Origin of the sequence: Sulfurimonas sp. (assembly GCF_029027405.1) — a bacterium.
Taxonomy (GTDB): Bacteria; Campylobacterota; Campylobacteria; order Campylobacterales; family Sulfurimonadaceae; genus Sulfurimonas.
In genome coordinates this window covers 1037623-1060092 of the sequence record NZ_CP093396.1, presented here as the reverse complement: position 1 = coordinate 1060092, position 22470 = coordinate 1037623, and the positions used below count along the sequence as shown (strand labels likewise).

The window sequence follows — 22470 nt, the reverse complement described above, 5'->3', positions numbered from 1 at the left end:
ATTTATAGTACAATAGTTTATGAATTTAACAATTAAACAAAAATTATTTATTATTACAATTTTACCACTAAGTGTTTTTTTAATTTTTTCTTTTAACTTTATTAACGACAATTATAAGTTATTAAAATCAAATGAAAATTTTTTAATTCATGCAAAACTTATTGAAAAATCTAGCAAACTTATTCATGAACTACAAATAGAAAGAGGTCTTAACTCTGCATATTTAACTAATAAAGATAAATATTTTTATACTAAAATCAAACTACATAGAATATTTACAGATAAAAGTATAGAATTATTTACATCAAAAATAAAATATAATAAATTTTTAACACCTACTCAACTGAGCCTTTTTTACTCTTCAAAAAAAATCACTTTAGAAATAAAGAAAATAAGAATTAAAATTGATAACTTAACTATATCGGCTGAAGATAATTTTAAAATTTATACAAAATATAATTATCTACTCTTAGAGTTAATAAATAGTTTGAGATTAAGTTTAAATAATGAAAGAATTTTTGCCTATATTGTGGCACTTGAAACACTTTTAGACTTTCAAGAAATGGCAGGACAAGAAAGAGGATTTATATTTCAAATACTAGATAAGGGAGTACTCTCCTCCAATGATACATATATATTTAACTTTTTAAATATTCAACAAGAAGAAAAATTTAAATACATACAAACTACACTTAAAAATACTCAATTCTCGGAAAAACTTAAAGATATACTAACAAAGCATAAAAATTCATATATACATAGTGTAAAAATACGCTTAAAAGAGAATAAGCAACTCTTTGGCATTGACTCAAAAAGATGGTTTAATGCAACCACACTAAGAATAAATGATTATCATAATTTAGAATTAATTTTGTTTGATTCTATATATATTAAGATCAAACAAGATCAAGCTAGAATTAAAAATAAATTTTTTCTTGAAATAATATCAACGCTAACTGTAATCTTAATTTTACTTTTTACAAACTTGTTACTAGCGAATAAAATAAGATATTCCATGACACAACTAAACGATGGCATAAAAGAATTTTTTAAATTTTTAAATTTTAAAAGAGGATTACCAGAGCCTATTGAAACAGATTCTTATGATGAGATAAACGATATGGCTCAAGATATAAACAAAGAAATGCTTTTACTAGATAAAAATTTAAACCTAGATGCATCTTTTATAAATGAAGCTACTCATATAGTAAAACTTATGCAAGATGGTAATTTTTTACAGAGACCATATATTGACCCTAATAATCCATCTCTTATAGAGTTAAAAAGTGTTTTAAATAAACTGATGGAACTTATCTCCAATAAAATAAAAGAACAAACCACATCATTAAAAAGATTAAACTCATCTCTTGAAGATAAAGTTTTTACTCAAACACTAGAACTTCATAAGCAAATCAAAACAGTTACTTCTGCCAGAGATGAGGCTATCAAAGCACAGTTGGTAAAAGATGCATTTATAGCAAATATATCGCATGAAATCAGAACTCCTTTAAATGCTATTTTAGGCTTTGTTTCAATATTGCAAAAACAAATAAAAGAAGAAAAAGATTTAAATTATCTAAATATCATAAATGAAAGCGGTAAATCTTTGCTAACTATCATAAATGATATTCTTGATTTTTCTAAGCTACAAAGTGGCCAGTTTAAAATTGAAACTTACAGTATACAAACTATCGATGAGTTTAGCAATGCTGTTATGCTCTTTACTTCAAAAGCTTATGAAAAACATATCATATACACGGCATTTATTGATCCGAACATAAGTGAAAATATAAGTATAGATGCCATTAGGGTGAAACAAATTTTATCAAACTTATTAAGTAATGCTATGAAATTTACTCCAAATTATGGAGAGGTAAAAGTATCAATAACTATAAAAAACTCTAAACTTTGCATCTCTATACAAGATAGCGGAATTGGCATCTCAACAAAAGAACAATTAAAAATATTTTCTCCATTTGAACAAGCAGATAATTCCACGACTAGAAATTTTGGTGGTACTGGTTTAGGTTTATCTATATCACTAAACTTAGCAAAGTTAATGGACGGAGATATTACGCTCCAAAGCACTAAAGGAGAAGGTTCTACCTTTACATTAAACCTACCAATACAAGTAGTTCAAGAAAAATCTAAAGAGTTAACAAATCGAAAAACTTTTGCTAATCTTAGATTTGCACTTCTTAGCATCTCTGAAGAATCGAAATCTATTGTCAGTCTTATTAAAAAATATCTCCTTAGTTTTGGTGCTATAAATATAATAGAGATAACTAAGTACCAATCAGATGGCTATGATGTTTTATTTTTTACACCAGAGGAAGAATATAATGCCAATATAATAGACACTAAAATACCAGCAGTAGCACTCTTAAAAATAGATACAATTATACTAGATAATTCAAGCTATTGTAAGCCTCTTTATGCCCCTTTTCTTCCAAATAATATTGTGCAAGTCCTTAATCAAGTTGGCATAAAAAATATAAATACTCCATATAAAAAAGACCTTATTTTAGATATAAATGAGACTAAACAATATAAGGGAAATATATTAGTTGCAGAAGACAATAAAACGAACCAAATGTTAATATCTTTACTACTTGAAGATTACGGCATAAAATATAAAATAGTAAAAGATGGCATGGAGGCTGTAAAAATGTTTAAAAATGAAAAATATAACATGGTACTAATGGATGAAAACATGCCTAATCTAAGTGGTATAGAAGCTATGCTAGAAATAAAAGATTATGAAAAAGAAAACTCATTGGATTTTACACCAATAGTAGCTTTAACTGCTAGTGCTCTTGATTCAGATAAAGAAAGATTTTTAAAAGCAGGAATGGATGGATTTATTGCAAAACCAATTGATACTAATATATTAGAATCAGAATTAAAAAAATACTTAACAGTGGTTTAGAATTATGAAAAAATATCTTCTTTTTTATATTGGTGCTGTAGCAATAGTGATCTTATTTTTTATGGTTGCTATAACATTTAGAGAAGAAAAAAATATAGAAAAAAAAGTTTTTAAAGTCGAAAAAACTTCTAACTTATTAGAAAAAAAAGAGCTAAAAGAAGTTAAAAAAAATTATAATTTTAAACTTTTAAAGAAAGCTTACTAACTACTCTTTTGTAACTATATAAAGTTGTTCATGCTTTAAACGCTTAAGAATATCCATAACTGTTACAAAATCTTGAAATCTTGACTCTTTATCACTTCGAAGAACAACTGTTTGCTCTTTTGATATTTGAGATAGTTTTACTTCAAGTTCTTTCGCACTAACTTTGTCTTTTTCATAAAACAACTCACCTTTAACATTTACATAAATACTTATCTCTTTTTTTAAGTCTTCTTTTTTTGTTGCCTTTGCTGTTGGAAGTTCAACAGGAATAACACCTTGTTTTATAAAAGTAGCAGTTGTTAGAACCATAACTAAAAGAACAAGCATGATATCAATAAAGGGTATTACATTTATTTGGTCAAACTTTTTTGGTACTTTTTTACATCTTCTCATTTTAATTACTTATCTTTAGAATCTTCTATTACATCATAAGCAGTTAAAATTTTCTCTACCTTACGAAGTGTAATAGTATAAGCTACTATAGCTGGCATTGCTACTATAAGTCCCATTGCCGTAGCTTTTAATGCCAGAGCTAAACCCATCATAATCTTTTTAGCATCTACTGCACCAACATCACCCATAGTATAAAAAGTTATCATAATACCTACCACCGTGCCAAGAAGTCCAACATAAGGAGCATTTGTACCAATAGCACTAATAACTCCAAGATTATCAGTTAAGTCAATTTCTAATACATCTCTATGATTATAATCATCAAAACGAATACTTTTATAAAACATCATTCTCTCTATAAATAACCATAGTGTAGTTATACTCATAAGCACTAAAATACCCATAACACCATAGTCCAGTGCTTCTTCTGCGTAAGCTAAAAAACTTCCTTCCATTAATTATCCTTAAATTTTAATAATACTGTTGTTCCATTATTTAGTTTAGATTTGAAGTTTAGCTCTATCTTTTGTGTATCACAGAACCTCTTCACCATACTTAAACCTATGCCAAAACCTTGCATATTTTTATCTGTTTGGTAATAATTGTCAAAAATTTGTATAAGTTCTACCTCATCCATTCCACAACCATAATCTTGGAAATAAAGAGTTTTATCTTTTAATTTTATATCATATTTATTACTATTTGGTGCGTATTTTACACCATTATCTATTATATTGTCAATGACTTTGGACAAACCTGTAATATCACTAAAAATATCTACTTTTTCAAGTTCTAAAATAAACTCTACTTGAGGGTAAATATTTTTCAAAAACTCTACTCTTTTTATTACTAACTCATCTAATGAAAACTTTTCTTTTATTTTAGAAATAGTCTGTTTTTTTATCATATAGTCAAGTTCATTATAGCGTTCTTGCAACATGCCACAAGCACTCTCAATCCTAGATAATCTTTTTAAATCTTTTTCATTGTCTATATTTTTTTTAAGCATCCCCAAATTAGTTATTATAGTAGAGATTGGCAGGTTTAATTCATGCAGTGTTTCTTTTGATAAATTTTGTAAAGATACAATATGTTCTTGTAATGGATCAATAGCAAGTTTTGAAATCATAATTCCACCAATAATACTAAAGCAAATCATTATAATCGCTAAAATAAAAATATTATTAACTTCTACAATAACTAAAAAATAGTGTAAAATTGCTAAAAAAGTATTTACAGTAAAAAAATAATATATAAATATATTTATACGAAAATTACGAAACAAGTCTGTATCCAATACCGCGTATATTTTCTATTGGCATCTGAGGAAGCATCTGTTTTATACGATTGATATAAACTCGTATTGCTCCATCACTTCCCATTTGTGAAGCACTCCATAACTCATCGTTTATTAACTCTTTTGGTACTATATTATCTGCATGATTCATTAAAAGAACTAAAAGTTGGTACTCTTTTTTTGATAAATCAAGTTCTACTTCATCATATAAAATGCGTTTATGCAATTCATCATGACATAACAGTTTTACACATTTTGCACTAGAGCATAGACTTCTTTTTAGCACAGCATTTATTCGTAACAGCAGTTCATCATTGTCAAAGGGTTTACTTATATAATCATCTGCTCCACTCTCAAAACCATTGCGAAGCATCTCTTTGTCTTTGTGAGAAGTTAAAAAAATTGCTGGTGTTTTATCATCTGCTTCTCTTAACTCTTTTAAAAGTGTAACACCATCTATAAGTGGTACATTTATATCTAATAAGTAAAGGTCAAATCTTTGCTCAAATGAAGCGTCTAAAGCGTCTTGCCCATTTCTTAGATGCAGAACTTCGAAATTACTTTCTTCAAGTAAATCTATAAGACTCTCTCCAAAGAGGAGATCATCTTCTAAAAATAAAATCTTACTCAACGCTCTCTATTGCCCAGTTAATTGCTTGACCAGCGTACATAGGAACAACCGTACCATATGTTTCAGGTATAACAAATGTTCTTCTTTCTAAAACAATTTCTTTAAACTCTGGACAGATGCCATAGATGCTTTGTGCATTATCACTAACAAAAGCTTGTAAATTATCAAGACGGTCATACTGTTCAAATATTTCACATAAAAGCTGAAGCGCTATTGGTGCTGTAAAGACTCCAGCTGCACAACCACAACTCTCTTTTTTATGTTGAGGATGTGGTGCTGAATCTGAACCAAACATTACTTTTGGATGGGCATTAAGTGCCGCGCCAAGAAGAGCGTCTAAATCTTCTGGTCGTTTAGCGATAGGTTTACAAAAGTTATGAGGCATCATCATTCCTCCAACTACATCATCGAGAGTTAAAAGAAGATGATGGACTGTAATAGTTGCATATAAATTGTCAAATTTATCAAGCATTTCTACTGCAGCTTTTGTTGTAATATGCTCCATAATTATTTTTAAATTCGGAAAAGATGTTGCAAGTAATTCATAGATGCTCATAAATTCTGCTTCTCTATCCATTACAAAACCATCAGTCTCACCATGAACACAAAGAGGAATTTCTAACTCACTCATAGCTTCTAAAGTTTCTCGCATCTCTTCTATATCAAACGATGAAACCCCACCTTCTGAATTTGTAGTAATCCCAGCAGGGTAAAGTTTTATAGCAGTGATTTCATCTACAACACTCTCAAGAAATGCTTTGTCATAGTTTTTATAAAAAAGTGTCATATATGGTTCAAAAAAATCATTTGGTACAGATGCCATGATTCGTGCTTTATAATCTTGTATATCTTGTAAAGAAGAAACTGGAGGAACAAGATTTGGCATTACAATAGCACCGCTAAAGCTATACGCACTAAGAGGTGCAACATTTTCAAGCATCACACCATCTCGAAGATGCAGATGCATATCAAGTGGCATTAAAAGAGTATGGGTTTGCATTTTTTTCCTTAATAATAATTAAGAAATTATACCAAAATCTAAATTGATTTTTGTGCTTGTGCTATCAAATCATTTATGGCTTTTTCATAAACTAAAGCCTCTTGTTGTGAAGTCGACTCAAAACGAGTTACTAAAACAGGAGTTGTGTTACTTGCTCTTACTAAACCCCATCCTTTTTCAAAGTTAATTCTAACACCATCTACATCAATAATATCTTTAATAGTTGGAAAAGATAAAGGAGGGTTTTTTAGTAAAATTTTAACAGCATCTATGATTTTAAATTTTTCTTCTTCGCTAGTTTTTACTTTAATCTCCTCAGTCGAGAAAACTTTTGGTAGTTTATCTAGCTCGGCATCTAGGTCTATGCCATCATAAACTAACTCTAACATTCTTAATGTTGCGTAGATTGCGTCATCATAACCAAAGTAACGATTTTTGAAAAAGATATGTCCACTTACTTCACAAGCCAAATCTGCATCTATCTCTTTCATTTTTACTTTGAGGTTTGAGTGTCCTGTTTTATACATTACTGCTTTGCACCCTCGTCTTCTAAGTTCATCATACATAACTTGCGAACATTTAACTTCACCAACAACTGTTGGTTTGTCCATTTTCATAGAGTACAAAAGAGCCATCATATCGCCCTTAATATTGTTCTTATGCGTTAAAACTGCTATACGGTCAGCATCTCCATCATAAGCAAATGCAATATCACCATCAGATGCCAAAAGCTTTTTAACATCTGCTAAATTTTTCTCTTCAGAAGGGTCTGGATGATGATTTGGAAACTCTCCATCTGGTTCAATATATAAACCTTTTGTTTTTAACTCTAAGCGAGAAAAAATATCTTCTGTTACGATTCCAGCAACACCGTTCCCACAATCATAAACTATCTTTGTATCCATCGCTTTTAAATGTTGGAATTCAGATACTAAAAAATCAATATAACGAGTTACAGCATCTATCTTAGTTACTTCTCTTTTAACTTTTGCAGGGAATGCCATCTTAGAACACTCATCTCCAAGAGCATAAATATCATCACTAAAAAATGGTGTTTTGTCTATTGTGATTTTAAAACCATTGTACTCACTTGGATTATGTGAACCTGTTATCATGATAGAGGCACTTGGAGTAACTCCATCCCATTCTTGGTAGTTTGTAAAGTAGTTTACAGGAGTAGGAACCATTCCCATATCAAGAACTTTTTTCCCACCTGCATTTAGTCCATGAACTAAATACTCAAAAAGTATTGGGGAGTGACTTCTAGCATCATAACCAACTGCCACATACTCTCCATCTATCTTAGATGCCAAAGCAAAACCAATACGAACAACACTCTGCTCATTTAATTCTTTTTCATAGATGCCACGGATGTCGTACTCTCTGTAGATGCTCATTTAAATCTCCTTAAACCTTGTCTAATCTTGTAGACAAGGTGGTTTTTGGCTTTTTGTAATATAGTTTTAGTCCTTAATATAAATGATACAGTTAAAAACATTAAATAAAAGAACCATTATATTATATTCAGCTTACGGTTTAACTTGATTGCAAGTATTTATAACTTTGAGTTGAGATTGAAAGAAGTCTATTAGATAAATAAAGTTTTTTTGATATAATAGTTAAAAAAATACAAGGTTTATTATGGCAACTATGGAATTTAATAAAACAACAGGGGTGTTAAGTTGGTTGAATTTTGGTACATGGACAGCTCGAAGTGGAAACTGGAGCAAACCTTTACCAAATGGATTATATACAGTTGAACGCAGAAAAATAACTCCTATCTCTAGTAAAATGAAAAAAGGATTTTTAGACAATAAAACAGGCAAGGGTTTCTTTGTTCCCTTGACCGCTCATTTTGATTTACATGGTCGTCATGGTTTTGGTATTCATCCTGATGGGAGTCCAGACGGAACCCATGGTTGTATTGGCTTAATTAATAATTCATTTGGATTTTATAATTCTATAGCTTCAACTGCAGTAAGTGCTAATATAACATTATTGGTAAGTGGCAGTTAATGAAATATTTATTTATTTTATTTGCTTTATTCGTATCAGTTCAAGCTGAAATATTAGATTTTCACATTATGGGTATAAAGGACTGTAATGTTGTTCATTCAACTACAATCAAGGAAGACTTTAAACGCCTATTTGGGGAGAGTTATGATGTAATAGGAATTATTTTAATTGAATCAGATGTAGTAGAAGATAAAATCATACAAAGACAAGATGAGGTTCTTCATATTCTACAAGAAGGAAGATTGGCTGAACTAGGGGTAGGTATAGTGACGGTGCTATCTTTAACTAATCATGAGCCGCAATACTATTATTATGTTCCAGTGGAGGAAGCAGAAAAACTTGCAGGAAAACATAAAGGCTTTAGGGTAACAGTGTTGGATAATAAGGGAAAAATTCTTATGCGTTCTTCTAGAGTGCTTAGTGAGAAAGAAATATATCAAGCATTAAAAGAGCAGTAGCTAATTAATGGAGTGGTAACTAAATTCATACTATTTATAATACATTTCTAAACAACTGTTTCCATTTGTAGCTATAATGGACTGAAAAATCAAGACAACTTTTCTGTTTAGTTAATATCCACCTCTCCTTGTTGCTTTATTATATATTTGTCTGATGATTAAACTCTGGAACAATATCTTTTAGTTTTGCCAACTTATCTTCACATTTTATGAGTTCTTCTATATCTCTATTTAACTTATTTATCTCATATGGTGTTGGCTTAGCTACTGTTATGGACTCGTAATCTGTTTTACAATCACTATCATCTATAAGTAATTCTTCATAAAGCTTTTCGCCAGGACGAAGACCTGTAAACTCAATATGGATATCACTTAAACCACTTAAATCTATCATTTTCTGTGCTAAATCCACTATCTTTATAGGCTTACCCATGTCAAGTATAAAAATCTCTCCACCACTTCCAATTGCTCCAGCTTGAAGAACTAACTCACAAGCTTCAGGAATAAGCATAAAATATCTTGTAATATCTTTATGAGTTACAGTAATATTTTGCCTTTTTTCTATCTGGCTTTTAAACTTAGGAATCACACTACCACTAGACCCTAGAACATTACCAAACCTAACAGCAACTATATCTATTCCGTTTCCATTAGAATTTTGTGCATATAACTCACAGATGCGTTTTGTTGTTCCCATAACATTAGTAGGTCTAACAGCCTTATCCGTAGAAATCATAACAAACTTTTGTACGCCATGCTTTATAGATACATCTATAACATTCTTAGTGCCTTTTATATTGTTTAAAATACCTTCATGTATATTAGCCTCAACTAAAGGAACATGCTTATATGCTGCTGCATGGATTACTATTTCAGGTTTATGCGTTTTAAATGTAGCGTCAAGAGTATTTAAATTTACTACACTCTGCATAACGCAAACACTTTGTATATCTTTAAGTTCTTGTTCTATTGTATAAAGATTATACTCACTATGATCAAGTAAAATAAGCTTTTTTGCACCAAATTTTTCACACTGCCTACATATTTCACTACCGATGCTTCCACCAGCACCAGTAACTAAAATAGTTTTATTTTCTAAAAATTTTTTGATTGTTTTTTTATCTAAATCTTTTGGATGACGCGCAAGTAAATCTTCCACTGATATATCTTTAAGTTGAGTAGAGAAATCTTTAGAATCTAGTATTTCATCTATTGAAGGAAGAATCTTTATCTCGTTAAAGTATTCACTTAAGTCATTGTATATATCTTTTGTTGTATCTTTTTGTACAGAAGGCATTGCTATAACTAAAAGGTCTAGTTTACTAGTTCCTATACTCTGTTTTAATTTATCTTTTGAAATAACCTTGATAGCATCTATAGAACGGTTCTGAATGATTTTATCATCATCAATAAAAAATTTAACTCTGTATTCGCTATGATGAAATTCTGATTCTAATTTTATACCAGCCTTACCTGCACCATAAATAACAACAGATTTTGTCTTTCGAACTCTACTTTTGTTTATAAAATAATAATATACATACATCGTAAAGTTTATAGTAAAAAGATATATAAAAAGCTCAGACATCATAAAAGAAAAACGAATTTTTCCATAAAAAATTGGTAAATAAATCAAAAAAGCCACTATATTTACTACACTTTTTATTAGAAAAGATTTTTGAGAGGCCTTTGACCATGAGAGAGAATAATCATTATATATAAATCTAGATGCTATCATACGGATTATAATTACACTGATAACAATATAAATATCAAAAGATTGATGAAATATAAAAAATGTCCACCAAAATGTGATAAAAGTAAAACTAATAATTACTAAAAAATTTAATATTTTTTTATCTAAACTAAACACTAAAAGACCTTCTTTTTATCTACAAACTTTATAATAGCATAAAGAAATATAAGCGACATAATAAATGCTACAAAAATATTAGATATAAAACAAACTAAACAAAACAGAACAATATTTACAAAGATAGAATATATAACAACCTTATCATGTGCCCAACCGCTTTGGTTTAGCCTTTGGTATGCATGCTTTTTATGTGCTTGACTTAATTGTTCACGATTTTTATATCTTCTATACAAAGTCAAGGTAGCATCAAACCAAAAGACTCCAAAAAGAGTTATCCATATCCAAAGATTTGTTGCTTCTTGATTTGCATAGTAGATGCTAAATATTGCTACATTGTAACCAAGTAAAGTGCTACTGACATCTCCCATAAATATTTTAGCTTTATGCCAATTCCAAACTAAAAAACCAAGAACTACAAAAACTAAAACTAAAAAATGATTTCCACCAAAAATGAAGTAACCTGCTAAAGCTAAAAATATAGCCTCACTTCCAGCATAGCCATCTATACCATCTAAAAAATTATATAAATTTATAAACCATACTATCATGAAAAATGCAAAGATATTTGTAATAATTTGGTTTTGTAAAGAGAAAAAGTAAAAGTCTAGACTTTCTAATCCACCTAAAAGATACAAAGCTAAAAATGAAACTAAAGCTTGAGTGAATAACCTTACTTTTGCACTAAGCTCATGTAAATCATCAAAAAAAGAAACTACTGAAATTATCAGACCAACTAATAAAGCGAAGTACAAAGAACTATCCATGGCATCTATAAAATAAAAGTATGAAATACCTAAGAACCAAGCTATAGAAATAGCGATACCTCCACCATGAGGTGTTGGAACAGCATGGCTACTCCTTTCATTAACCTCATCAAATAAAGCATTTTTTATATAATAATTTTTAATAAAATAGGTAAGTACAAAAGATATAATGAATAAAATAATATATATCATTTTACTTCACCTTTTATCATCAATCGTATCCCATCTTCCACACTATAAATATTATTCAGATTCAATATCTCTTTAGTCTGAGTATTATCTACTTCTAAACTCTCATACAATCTTTTATGAAATGATGGTTTAATCATCTTCAAGAGGAATGTAAAGAAAGGTATTTTTATATAATATACTTTTTTATTAAGATTGTTTGATATAAGTTCACATAATCTTGTAGTACTCAATGGCTCTTCATCACAAGCTAAAAATATACCTGCCTTTTCTTGAGTAATTATTTCATCTATTAAATAACAAAGATTACCTACATATACCATACTTCTTTTATTTTTTATTTTTCCAAAAGGTAAAATAGGAACTTTATTTACTAAGTTTACAAGATTTTTTATATTTGCCTTTACCCCATATCCATAAACTATTGGGGTTCTTATAATGGAAACCTTAAAATCATTGTCTTGTAATTTTTGCAGTTGTAGTTCTGCTTTAAGTTTAGTTTTCCCATAGTCATCTTGTGGTTTACATATTGTCTTTTCAGTATAAGCTTTCTTTGTCTCTTCACCATAAACTTTAACTGTACTCATAAATATAAAATGCTTAACACCACTATTTTTAGATTTGCTCGCTAAGGCTACAGTTTGAGTTACATTTATTTGTTCATACTCTTCTTCACTTGCCCCACCCATTTGATGAACTAATGCTGAGAGATGAATAACAGTATCTATATGAAACAATTCTAATTTTTCAAAATTATCATTCAAAAATGAAAAAGTTTTTATATTATATTTATTTTTATATTTATTAATAAAATAATTTCCGATAAATCCTGTTGCTCCGGTAAATAAAATTTTCATTAGATTATCTTTTCAATAACTCAAGTAAAGAGTTAATTATATTGTCTTTATTAAATATGCTCTCTGTGAGGTTTTCACAGTTTTTTGTAAATTCTTTAATCTCTTTTTCATCCGCTTTTATACATTTTATAAAAGCTTCTGTTATTTCAAAAATATCCTCAGGTTTTGCATAGTAGCCCAAATTATTATCTTTAATAATATCCGCTGCATCTCCATTAATAATAGCTAAAATTGGTTTATTTGCTGCTATATATGTTTGAACCTTGGCTGGTACAGTTAGTGAAAATATCGGTTTATCAATCAGTGAAACTATTAAAAAGTCACTTGCACTAAAATATCTATACATTTCGTCTCTTGATTTTCTTCCCCAAAAAATTATATTTTTATAACTATTTTTATCAACTAAGTTTTTTAAAGACTCTAATTGTGAACCATCTCCAATAATATTTAATTGTGCTTTTTCTATATACTTATCTGCTAAATTACCAAATGCCTTTATAACATTATCAAGGTTTTGTACTTTTCCCACATTTCCTGCAAAAGTAAAATGAATTTTTTTATCTTCACTAAATATAAAAGCTTCTAACTCTTTGTTAAATTTATCAGCCCAATTTGGTAAATATACTACCTCTTTATTATTTTCTATATATGGCTTAATTTTATCTACAAATCCTTTTCCAGAAACTGCGAAATTGGAAGTATTTCTATAAATAAATTTTACAAAACCATCTAAGATAATCTCTAAAAACTTTGTTTTTTTAAATCCATAAGCATAAATACTATCTGGCCAAACATCTTGTATCCATAAAGTAACTTTTTTATTATAAAACTTTTTTAATAATACAGCTGGAAGCATGCCCGTTAATGCACCAACATCAAAGCCAAAAACATAATCATGTTTTCTTCCAACTCTAAGACTAATAAGACTTCCTAAAATCATAAAAGTAAAATATTTTAGTATCTTTTTAAATATGCTATGTCTATATCCTGTAACTGCTTTTACTCTATATATATTTATACCATTGTAGTTGTCTTTTTGATAAAATTTATTCTTATAATTCTTATATATTTTACCTTGTGGATAGGTAGGAACTGATGTTAATATATCAACATCATAGCCTTTATTTTTCCACTCTAAAGCAATGTCATTGATTTTAAATTCTTCAGGATAAAAATATTCTGTTACAATTAAAATCTTTTTATTTTTCAACTATGCCCTTCTTCTTTTTAATAATGAGATTATATATACTTTATCTTTAGATGCTAGTAAATTCCAAGATAAAAAAGTATATAAAAAACATATTACTATAAAAATAACAAGCTTTATCATCAAAAAATTTATAAAGAATATAACAATATAAGCGACTACAATACTTGGCAATATAATTATTAGAAAATGTTTTTTTTGTATTGAAAAATCTAATATTATTTTATTATTAGTTTTCTCACTAATATATTTTGGCAAATATCTTGTAGAGATTAAAGCTATGGGAAAGACCATACCTAAAGCAATACCAACTAATCCAATAAAATAAGTTGCAATAATTGAAATAATAAAATTAACAATTAGTTCTATCCATCTCAAATGAATAATACTTTTCACTTCTCCAATACTATACAAAAGAGTTACATAAGAGCTTACATATCCTGTAAAATAAAAAAAGAACCCCATAAAAAAAATAAAAGTATTCCCAATAAAAAACTCCTTAGAACCTGTCCAAAGATATATAACATCAGACATAAAGAAGAGAGTTCCAATCCAAATAATTCCACCTAAAAATGGAAACAAGAGTATCATTAAATCAAAAACTTTTTTAATTGCTTCCCAAGAATCTTCAGAGTAATATTTTCCATATAAAGGGGCGATGACACTATTTACAATTATAAAAGCATAAAATAAATATATATATATTTTCATTGTTAAACTATATACTGTAACATCTTCAAGTGACAGTAGATGGCTAACAATTAATATGCCTGCTCCCCAAATCACAGTTTGAGTTATAGATAATTGAAAAAATAATAAAGCATTTTTCATCAACTCTTTAGACACTATATTTTGACTAGAAGTTTTTATTTTAAATATCTTATATCTTAGTAACATGTGAGAGAAAGCTACTAAACTAACCATCAAATCCAATATACCTGCCGATATGACAAAAAAGATTATATTTTCATTATTATATACCACAAAAACTACTAAAGAAAAATTTACTAATAGGTTAAATATTTTATATAATTTTTCTAAAAAAACTTCATGAAAACCAATAAATACTGATAATGACAACTCAAAAGGAATTTTAATTAATGCAAATATTATTAGAATGAAAAACACATTAATCACTTCTTCTTTGTTAAGTGCATATACATCCCCTAACAATATACGCCAATCACTTACAAAATTATTTGTTAAGAAAAAAATCACACAAACAAGTAATACTATAGATGCTAAAATGTAAAAATTCTTTTTTACAAGATTAATATTATATATAGTATTTTTACTTTTTGCTAAAAGAACTGCAAGTGATTCAGGTAAACCAAAACGAATATTATTTAAATATGTAATAATTCCATAGACTAACATCAACAAAGCAAAGTAATCTGCTCCGAAGTGATTTAATAACATAGGAGTTGTAAATATACCTGTTAATAAATATACAGATATATACAAATAACCAAATGATATACCTTTAAAAAATACTTTTTTATTGCTTGGCATATTTTTGTTCCATATTTTCACTATCTAATGACAACACAGCCAATATCATTCCGAGCATAATACCAATATAAGGATTTGAAATATTTATCTGAACCAAGGCTCCTATTACAATAATAAACATTAATAAAAATGAGACTAATTTATATTTTTTATTAATTTCGGAATATATCTTCATTACTAAATAATAGTAATAAATAATTACAACACCAAAAAAGCTAAATATTTCTAATAACTCATTATGAAATGAACCTGTTGTTTTCATTCTATATTGATTATCAAAGGGTAATACTATATTTACAAAGTTGAAATCAGAGAAATAATTATATGCATGATTATTTCTTGTTGATAAAGATATATCACTCAGATTAAAGTCAACAAAACCTATCAGAAAAGTAATAGATATACTCGCTGTCATAAATAAGTAAAAGTATGTTTCTAATCTTAATCTTGTAGTTACATAAAATAAATATAAAGCAGGTATTAAATAAACACCATATATAAATAATCTAGAATTAGGATTTAATACTACAATACCTGATATAACAATTAATAATAGAGACCTTTTTAGCATAATATTATTAGTTATATTGTGTAAAGACAGCACAACAGCTACATAATATATAAATGAAAAATAATCAAAATAGTTATAAATCCTAATTGAATCTAAAAAATAATATGTAGTACTAAATCTTATATTTGTGAACATATGACTTAATATTAGTTCAGTATCAAGATTTTGTATGTATATGAAATAAACATCAAAAATAAACTTTAAAACAATTATACTAAATAATATAAGATACATTTTTTTAAATGTATTGTTCATATTTTTAAAAATATTTTTAAAAACATAAAAAGAAATTATAGGTAATAACATACCTAACCCTACTATAATTGCCCTTGTTATTCCAAAATATAAATTAAATGCAAGATAAGAAGATAGCAGAATAAATAAAATAATAAGTTGCTTATTTTTCACTATCCATCTCGAATAAAACATACTAAAAAAGGCTACAACTAAGGATGAAATAGGAATTGATGGTCTAGAGTACAGATTACCAATCCACGCATCAAATTTTATACCATTTGAAAAATCTAGACTTATAAATATAGGACTAAATATAAGAAAGAAAATAAAATATGGACCATATTTTTTCCAACTATTTGATATTTTTCTCATGTCAACTGTCATTGATACTGGTTATATAAATTATTTTTAAATATTTTCGCTACCATCTCTCTAATCATATCATCATAATCAGGAATATCATAGTTAATCTCTTTTCTAGTATCTATAAAATTCTTATTAACTTCCTTGCCATCTACAGCAACTATTTCAATATTCTTTTTAATATATTTTTTAAATAAGTTTAATAAGTCATTTTTATTTATGGATTTGTTATTTGTTACATGATACAAACCTGTAATTTCATTTTCAATAGCCCATTTTATAGCCTTGGCAAGTTCTATTGTTGTTACTCCTGACCAAATAGCCCTAGTAAATCCATTTATAGTTCCATCTTGACTCATAAACCAATGGAATAAGCCTTCACCATTAGTTTTTAATTCAAGTCCGATAATTGATGTTCTTAGAGTAACATTTGTATTATCTATTACTTCACCAAGTGCTTTGGTTTTGGCATAAGTATCTGTTCCATCTCGCTCATCTGTTTCAATATATCTGCCTTTTTTACCAGAAAACACACAGTCCGTTGATATATGAATTAATTTTGCACCTATATTTTTTGCAATGTCTTTCAATTGATGCGGGAAGTAAGCATTTATATAAATTGCATTAGTAAGATTACTATTTGCACCACCAATTAATACACCAATACAATTAATAATAAAATCTGGATTAACTTTAATTAATCTATCACAAAGTAAAGTTTGATTTGTAACATCAAGAATAATTGTTTCTTCTCTAAGTTTGTTTCTAAATGAAATATCAATGACTTCATATTCACTAAATTGTAAAAAATAATTCACAACTTGATGACCTAGCATTCCAGTAGAGCCAAGAACTAAAAGTTTTTTTTTCATATTAATATTTTTTCCATACAGTTCTATTTATATAGTCAATATAACTCACAATTATTCGTACTACTTTTTTTGAAACATTATTTGTATCATAATCTTTAACTACTTCCATGGATCCATCCAGATTTTGACTAGTTACTATGTCTATAGAGTTTAATATATTATTACTAGTGAGTCCAGACATTATTAAAGTACCTTCATCCATTCCTTCTGGTCTTTCATGAGCTTGTCTTATTGTAATCGCTGGAAAACCTAGCAATGAAGACTCCTCAGTGATAGTTCCACTATCAGAGATGGCGCAAAATGCATTCTTCTGTAGTGCGATGTAGTCAAAGAATCCTAATGGCTTCATAAACTCGATTAAAGGATTAAACTTTTTGTTACCTAATAATTCAAGTTTTTTTCTTGTTCTAGGATGAGTTGAAACAATCACCCTTTTGTTATATGCTTTTGCAACTACATTTAATGACTCTAACAAGTCATTGAAATTTTGCTCACTATCAATATTTTCTTCTCTATGTGCACTAACGATAAAAAAATCTTTTTCTTTTAGAGATAATGTTTCTAAAACTTTAGAGTTTTCTATATCTTCTTTGTAATATTCTAGAACTTCTAACATTGATGAACCTATTTTTATTACTGTTTCAGGTCTAATACCTTCATCGATAAGGTACCTTCTAGCATGCTCAGTCAAAGTCATGTTAATGTCACTTAAATGATCAATAATTTTTCTATTTATTTCTTCAGGTACTCTTTGATCAAAACACCTATTTCCTGCTTCCATATGAAATATTGGTATTTTTCTTCTTTTTGCAGATATTACAGATAAGCAACTATTTGTGTCACCGTAAAGTAAAATTGCATCAGGATTAACTTTTTCTAATAACTTATCAGACTTGCTAATTACATTAGCAATCGTTTCAGCTGGATTATCTGCTGCTGCATTTAAAAAATGATCTGGTTTTTTTATTCCCATCTCATTAAAGAAGACTTCATTTAATTCGTAATCATAATTTTGTCCACTATGTACCAAAATATGTTCAGTGAATTTTTCAAGTTCTGCAAAAACTCTACTTAATTTTATAATCTCTGGACGAGTCCCTACTATAGTCATTACCTTTTTCATAAAGAAACTCCAAAATCTTCTAGATCATTTTTTATCTCTTTTAGTCCAATCAACATATCTTTCATCTCACTTTCATTTAATCTCTTAGTATTATGCGAGTGATAATCTTTCGCCTCTGTGATAATTACACCATCTTCAAAATATTGATTATAGTTTAAATCTCTACTGTCAGATGGTATTCTATAGTAGTTATTCATGTCAACAGCTGTAACCATCTCTTCTCTAGTCAAAAGTGTTTCATAAAGTTTTTCCCCATGTCTAGTACCAATAACTCTTATAATATGTTCTGAACGGTTTAATAAGTTTTTTAATGTATATGCTAAAAGTTCAATAGTAGCTGCTGGTGCTTTTTGAACAAATATATCACCATTGACCCCATTTTTAAAAGCAAACATAACTAAATCAACTGCATCATCTAAACTCATCATAAATCTAGTCATATTTGGGTCTGTAATAGTTATCTCTTTCCCTTCTCTAATCTGATTTATAAACAATGGTATCACAGAACCTCGACTAGCCATTACATTACCATATCTAGTACAGCATATAGTAGTTTCTTTTCCAAGATTTCTTGATTTTGCTATTGCAACTTTTTCCATCATTGCTTTACTTATTCCCATAGCATTAATAGGGTATACAGCTTTATCTGTACTTAAAACTATAACTTTTTTTACCTTGTATTTTATAGCAGTATTTAGAAGATTTTCAGTTCCAATTACATTTGTTTGTACTGCTTGCATAGGGTAAAACTCACAAGATGGTACTTGCTTAAGTGCAGCTGCATGGAAAATAAAATCAACATTCTTTATGGCATCGTCTAAAGAATTAGTATCTCTTACATCACCAATGTAAAATTTTAGCTTTTCATTATTATATTTTTTTCGCATATCATCTTGCTTTAACTCATCACGAGAAAAAATTCTTATTTCTTTTATATCAGTATCTAAAAAATTACGAAGAACAGCATTCCCAAATGAGCCTGTTCCACCTGTGATTAATAGAATTTTATTTTTGAACATAATTATTACCTCTAATTAATTTATCTATTAATTTATCTATCTCATTATGCACTAGACCTATACTTTTCTTATTTTTCATACTAGTAATATATTTTTGCATAACTTTAGCGCATATTTTAGCGCTATCTGAATTAAATACCATTGATGGACTTATAACTTGATATACATAGTCCAAATCAGCGGCAATAACATCTAGTTTCATATCAACAGCTTCTATTAAGCCTAAACCAAAGGTTTCTTCTTTTGAAGGAAAAACCATACATTTACTATCGGCATACAGCATGCAAACTTCACTTTTAGGAATTACTCCTAAGTTCTTTATATTTACTACACCTAAACTATTAATCATATTTATTTTATTTATCAATTCTATTTTGTCATTTTCAATTGTAACTGCCAAACTACTAACAGTCCCACTGTCAGACAAAATTTTCATAGCGTCTAATAATACTGCATGATTTTTATGAGGATGAGCTAAGGACACGTAACAAAAATCATACTTTTTTATATGATAATCATCTAAACTTTTTTTACACAACCTGAAAAAAGGCAAGATTTCAACATTATTATATTTATATTTATTTATAAAATTTTCTTTTATTAACTTATTTTGGCATGCAACGGAATTTACATTTTTTATAAAATTCATTATGTATAACTGTTGTAAACTATATTTTATAAAAAAAGGCACCGAGGAGGAAAATAATTTTTTTATATTCATTAATAAATACGGATTGTGAAAATATACAATAGAATTGTATGATTTTCTCAAAGGAGGAAGATTGCCAAAGTATAAAGCATGTTCCAGCTTTTTGCAAAAAAGTTGTATCTTCTTAAAATAATTACTTAAAAAAACAACCTTCATATTTGAAGATGCCTTTATGTGCTGCATAGAAGTATCTAGGTAAACAGTTACATGAATATGCTTATAATTCTCTTCTAAATATTCTAAAAGATATTCTAGCAATTCTTTACCACCACCACTTTTTATGTTTGGAGCTACAATATTGATATTAAACCTAATCACAATGGAATCCTTTTATTGTATATTTTGATAAAGTCATTTTATTTTTTTAACCAAAGAACTAAGCTTATTACCTAAAATAAGTTTTATGAAATTTTTCAATCTTACAATAATGTGCATATAATGATAATAAATATAATATTTAGTTTTGAAATTATTGTCCTTTATAATCTGATAATTCTCTTCAAGAACTTGTAGATGGTTATTATCACTCAGTCCGCCAAATAATACGACTGATATAGTTTTATTTATATAATAAAATTTATTTTTTTTTTGATAAGAATTATAAAATAAATGAAAATCTGAAGCTATTTTATAATCTAGATTATATTTATTTAACTTATGAAAAGAAGAATTTATAAACACGCTTTGATGAGAAAACGGCATTCCTTTCCAAAAATATTCTAGCGACAAAGCTTTTTTAGTTTTATTAAAACTTTCATAGTTAATATCTAAATTACCATAAATAAAATTTATATTTGCATGTAGGTTATTTTGAAATATTTTTTTTATAGTAGTTATATCATAAAAAACATCTCCAGCATTCATAAAGTTTATCCAATCTCCATTAACTAAATCTATTCCCTTATTCATGGCGTCATAAATTCCAGCATCTTTTTCACTTACCCAATAATCAATTTTATTTTCATATTTTTTAATAATGTCAACAGTTTCATCAGTAGAACCACCATCAATGATGATATACTCAACATTCATATAAGTCTGATTTATTACGCTAAGTATCGTCTCTTCAAGGTATTTTTCACCATTAAACACAACTGTAACAATACTGACCAATGGTTTATTTTCTATAATTTTTTTTTTTTCGTAGTTGCTTATATTTTTCAAATTCTATTCCCAGTTATAACGGCTGTTGTTTTTGGTAGGTTCTTTTTAATTACTTTTCCAAAAATAAATAAACAAAACACTACAATTATTGGCGTTAATAAATATGTAACTAAACTAATGACAGATGAAAATCCAAAAAGAAAAAACATACTCTTTTTAATAATGGTTAATAATGGTTCATGAAAAACATAAAATAAAAATGTAAAATCAGATATATACAGAATTATTTGAGTTTTTATATTAATCCTGTCTAATAAATACCACAATGTGATAACTCCGATTAAAATAGAAATTTTATGGATTATGTCACTCATACTTAAATTTATATCTATTTTTAATATATTAATTATGGCACTGTAACTCAGTAATAATACATAAGCTATAATCAGTAAAAGAAATATTTTATTTGATAACTTTATTAACAATAGTTTTTCATTCACTATTGAAAGGTATCCTCCAATTGCAAAAAATAACACCGATTCTGATTTATATAAAGGGATTTCAATTCCAAATAACCATATAAAGCCAATTATTAAAAAAAATAAACTTTTGAAATTTTTTATAAAATAGAATATGATTGGTGAAAGAACCACCAAAACAATCAAGTCTCTAAGAAACCATAAAGGATAATTAATAGGATCAATCCATGTTTTATAAAATAATTCATTTAGTGATAAATCTTTTATAAGCATACTGTTGAAAAAACTGGATGCAAATGGGATCGCCTGTAATATAAAAAATATTAAAACTACAATCATTGACCAAGATAAATAAGGGATTAATAGTGTATATACCCTTTTTAAAACTTTACTTTTATACGACAAAATATTAAAGTTAGTAAAAAATAGGTAGCCTGAAATCATAAAAAATATAGGCACTGAAATTCTTGAAAAACCTTGAGATATAATATTTTGTATAAAACTGTTTAAATAAGAAAAAGATGTATCAAGACTAAATAGTATACTCCCATCTGAAGACTTCAAGTTATAAGAATGAATGTAAATAACCAATATGATTGAGATTAATGATACAATTTTTAATTTATCTGAAATTTCTCTTTTAATGTTCAACTATTTAT

The 22470-nt window shown here is 27.8% G+C and carries 22 protein-coding genes; 4 read left to right on the top strand and 18 right to left on the bottom strand.

Annotation, left to right across the window (positions count from 1 at the left end; translation table 11 throughout):
- Positions 1-19: 19 nt before the first annotated feature.
- Both MOV42_RS04910 and MOV42_RS04905 read left to right on the top strand, forming a co-directional pair.
- Complete coding sequence (locus tag MOV42_RS04910; RefSeq protein ID WP_324172672.1) at positions 20-2929, top strand: ATP-binding protein; 2910 nt, start codon at positions 20-22, stop codon at positions 2927-2929.
- 4 nt (positions 2930-2933) lie between these two features.
- Positions 2934-3134, top strand: a complete 201-nt coding sequence (locus MOV42_RS04905; protein WP_324172671.1) for a hypothetical protein — start codon at positions 2934-2936, stop codon at positions 3132-3134.
- Here MOV42_RS04905 and MOV42_RS04900 read toward each other — a convergent pair whose 3' ends face one another.
- Genes MOV42_RS04900 through MOV42_RS04875 form a run of 6 tightly spaced genes read right to left on the bottom strand, consistent with a single transcriptional unit; the run spans position 3135 to position 7852 of the window.
- Entirely contained in the window at positions 3135-3527 is a 393-nt protein-coding gene (locus tag MOV42_RS04900) for a biopolymer transporter ExbD (protein WP_324172670.1), read from the bottom strand.
- Between the two features lie 5 nt (positions 3528-3532).
- The gene (gene exbB, locus MOV42_RS04895; protein ID WP_324172669.1) at positions 3533-3982 is read right to left on the bottom strand and encodes a TonB-system energizer ExbB; all 450 of its coding nucleotides are present in this window, start codon (positions 3980-3982) and stop codon (positions 3533-3535) included.
- Positions 3982-4812: a HAMP domain-containing sensor histidine kinase gene (locus MOV42_RS04890; protein ID WP_324172668.1), complete on the bottom strand. Its 831-nt coding sequence runs from the start codon at positions 4810-4812 to the stop codon at positions 3982-3984. The genes exbB and MOV42_RS04890 overlap by 1 nt, the downstream gene beginning before the upstream one ends.
- A complete protein-coding gene (locus MOV42_RS04885) occupies positions 4802-5455 on the bottom strand; it encodes a response regulator transcription factor (RefSeq protein ID WP_324172667.1) in 654 nt (217 codons plus the stop codon). Before MOV42_RS04885 ends, MOV42_RS04890 begins: the two co-directional genes overlap by 11 nt.
- Positions 5448-6455 carry a dihydroorotase gene (gene pyrC, locus MOV42_RS04880; RefSeq protein ID WP_324172666.1) on the bottom strand — a complete coding sequence of 336 codons (1008 nt, stop codon included), beginning with the start codon at positions 6453-6455 and terminating at the stop codon, positions 5448-5450. The genes MOV42_RS04885 and pyrC overlap by 8 nt, the downstream gene beginning before the upstream one ends.
- Before the next feature lie 38 nt (positions 6456-6493).
- A complete protein-coding gene (locus MOV42_RS04875) occupies positions 6494-7852 on the bottom strand; it encodes a phosphomannomutase/phosphoglucomutase (protein WP_324172665.1) in 1359 nt (452 codons plus the stop codon).
- A gap of 244 nt (positions 7853-8096) precedes the next feature.
- Here MOV42_RS04875 and MOV42_RS04870 point away from each other — a divergent pair, with 244 nt between their 5' ends.
- Both MOV42_RS04870 and MOV42_RS04865 read left to right on the top strand, forming a co-directional pair.
- Complete coding sequence (locus tag MOV42_RS04870) at positions 8097-8471, top strand: L,D-transpeptidase (RefSeq protein WP_324172664.1); 375 nt, start codon at positions 8097-8099, stop codon at positions 8469-8471.
- Entirely contained in the window at positions 8471-8929 is a 459-nt protein-coding gene (locus MOV42_RS04865; RefSeq protein WP_324172663.1) for a hypothetical protein, read from the top strand. Before MOV42_RS04870 ends, MOV42_RS04865 begins: the two co-directional genes overlap by 1 nt.
- Positions 8930-9068: 139 nt before the next feature.
- Here the strand turns inward: MOV42_RS04865 and pglF are convergent, their stop codons facing one another.
- From pglF to MOV42_RS04805, 12 genes are all read right to left on the bottom strand, one after another.
- Positions 9069-10802, bottom strand: coding sequence for a UDP-N-acetylglucosamine 4,6-dehydratase (configuration-retaining) (gene pglF, locus MOV42_RS04860; protein ID WP_324172662.1), 1734 nt, complete (start codon positions 10800-10802; stop codon positions 9069-9071).
- Complete coding sequence (locus tag MOV42_RS04855) at positions 10802-11761, bottom strand: glycosyltransferase family 4 protein (protein ID WP_324172661.1); 960 nt, start codon at positions 11759-11761, stop codon at positions 10802-10804. Before MOV42_RS04855 ends, pglF begins: the two co-directional genes overlap by 1 nt.
- On the bottom strand, positions 11758-12615 hold the full coding sequence (locus MOV42_RS04850; RefSeq protein ID WP_324172660.1) for an NAD-dependent epimerase/dehydratase family protein: 858 nt from the start codon (positions 12613-12615) through the stop codon (positions 11758-11760). Before MOV42_RS04850 ends, MOV42_RS04855 begins: the two co-directional genes overlap by 4 nt.
- A 4-nt stretch (positions 12616-12619) precedes the next feature.
- Positions 12620-13825 (bottom strand): glycosyltransferase family 4 protein, encoded by a 1206-nt coding sequence (locus tag MOV42_RS04845; RefSeq protein WP_324172659.1) that lies wholly within the window; start codon positions 13823-13825, stop codon positions 12620-12622.
- Complete coding sequence (locus MOV42_RS04840) at positions 13826-15334, bottom strand: hypothetical protein (RefSeq protein WP_324172658.1); 1509 nt, start codon at positions 15332-15334, stop codon at positions 13826-13828.
- The gene (locus MOV42_RS04835; RefSeq protein ID WP_324172657.1) at positions 15321-16211 is read right to left on the bottom strand and encodes a hypothetical protein; all 891 of its coding nucleotides are present in this window, start codon (positions 16209-16211) and stop codon (positions 15321-15323) included. Before MOV42_RS04835 ends, MOV42_RS04840 begins: the two co-directional genes overlap by 14 nt.
- Positions 16212-16522: 311 nt before the next feature.
- Complete coding sequence (locus MOV42_RS04830; protein WP_324172656.1) at positions 16523-17377, bottom strand: SDR family oxidoreductase; 855 nt, start codon at positions 17375-17377, stop codon at positions 16523-16525.
- A 1-nt stretch (position 17378) separates the two neighbouring features.
- Complete coding sequence (gene wecB / locus MOV42_RS04825) at positions 17379-18500, bottom strand: non-hydrolyzing UDP-N-acetylglucosamine 2-epimerase (protein ID WP_324172655.1); 1122 nt, start codon at positions 18498-18500, stop codon at positions 17379-17381.
- Entirely contained in the window at positions 18497-19519 is a 1023-nt protein-coding gene (locus MOV42_RS04820; protein WP_324172654.1) for a polysaccharide biosynthesis protein, read from the bottom strand. Before MOV42_RS04820 ends, wecB begins: the two co-directional genes overlap by 4 nt.
- Positions 19506-20546: a glycosyltransferase gene (locus MOV42_RS04815; protein WP_324172653.1), complete on the bottom strand. Its 1041-nt coding sequence runs from the start codon at positions 20544-20546 to the stop codon at positions 19506-19508. Before MOV42_RS04815 ends, MOV42_RS04820 begins: the two co-directional genes overlap by 14 nt.
- A 33-nt stretch (positions 20547-20579) precedes the next feature.
- Positions 20580-21392, bottom strand: a complete 813-nt coding sequence (locus MOV42_RS04810) for a glycosyltransferase family 2 protein (protein WP_324172652.1) — start codon at positions 21390-21392, stop codon at positions 20580-20582.
- Positions 21389-22462 (bottom strand): acyltransferase, encoded by a 1074-nt coding sequence (locus MOV42_RS04805; protein ID WP_324172651.1) that lies wholly within the window; start codon positions 22460-22462, stop codon positions 21389-21391. The genes MOV42_RS04810 and MOV42_RS04805 overlap by 4 nt, the downstream gene beginning before the upstream one ends.
- Between the last annotated feature and the right edge of the window lie 8 nt (positions 22463-22470).

Excerpts from the sequence above, each read along its gene's own strand:
- MOV42_RS04835 (WP_324172657.1), bottom strand. The coding sequence starts at position 16,211 with ATGTTATTACCTATAATTTCTTTTTATGTTTTTAAAAATATTTTTAAA.
- MOV42_RS04905 (WP_324172671.1), top strand. The coding sequence starts at position 2,934 with ATGAAAAAATATCTTCTTTTTTATATTGGTGCTGTAGCAATAGTGATC.
- MOV42_RS04820 (WP_324172654.1), bottom strand. The coding sequence starts at position 19,519 with ATGTTCAAAAATAAAATTCTATTAATCACAGGTGGAACAGGCTCATTT.
- MOV42_RS04870 (WP_324172664.1), top strand. The coding sequence starts at position 8,097 with ATGGCAACTATGGAATTTAATAAAACAACAGGGGTGTTAAGTTGGTTG.
- MOV42_RS04865 (WP_324172663.1), top strand. The coding sequence starts at position 8,471 with ATGAAATATTTATTTATTTTATTTGCTTTATTCGTATCAGTTCAAGCT.
- MOV42_RS04900 (WP_324172670.1), bottom strand. The coding sequence starts at position 3,527 with ATGAGAAGATGTAAAAAAGTACCAAAAAAGTTTGACCAAATAAATGTA.
- MOV42_RS04850 (WP_324172660.1), bottom strand. The coding sequence starts at position 12,615 with ATGAAAATTTTATTTACCGGAGCAACAGGATTTATCGGAAATTATTTT.
- MOV42_RS04875 (WP_324172665.1), bottom strand. The coding sequence starts at position 7,852 with ATGAGCATCTACAGAGAGTACGACATCCGTGGCATCTATGAAAAAGAA.
- MOV42_RS04855 (WP_324172661.1), bottom strand. The coding sequence starts at position 11,761 with ATGATATATATTATTTTATTCATTATATCTTTTGTACTTACCTATTTT.
- wecB (WP_324172655.1), bottom strand. The coding sequence starts at position 18,500 with ATGAAAAAGGTAATGACTATAGTAGGGACTCGTCCAGAGATTATAAAA.
- MOV42_RS04910 (WP_324172672.1), top strand. The coding sequence starts at position 20 with ATGAATTTAACAATTAAACAAAAATTATTTATTATTACAATTTTACCA.
- exbB (WP_324172669.1), bottom strand. The coding sequence starts at position 3,982 with ATGGAAGGAAGTTTTTTAGCTTACGCAGAAGAAGCACTGGACTATGGT.
- MOV42_RS04840 (WP_324172658.1), bottom strand. The coding sequence starts at position 15,334 with ATGCCAAGCAATAAAAAAGTATTTTTTAAAGGTATATCATTTGGTTAT.
- pyrC (WP_324172666.1), bottom strand. The coding sequence starts at position 6,455 with ATGCAAACCCATACTCTTTTAATGCCACTTGATATGCATCTGCATCTT.
- MOV42_RS04830 (WP_324172656.1), bottom strand. The coding sequence starts at position 17,377 with ATGAAAAAAAAACTTTTAGTTCTTGGCTCTACTGGAATGCTAGGTCAT.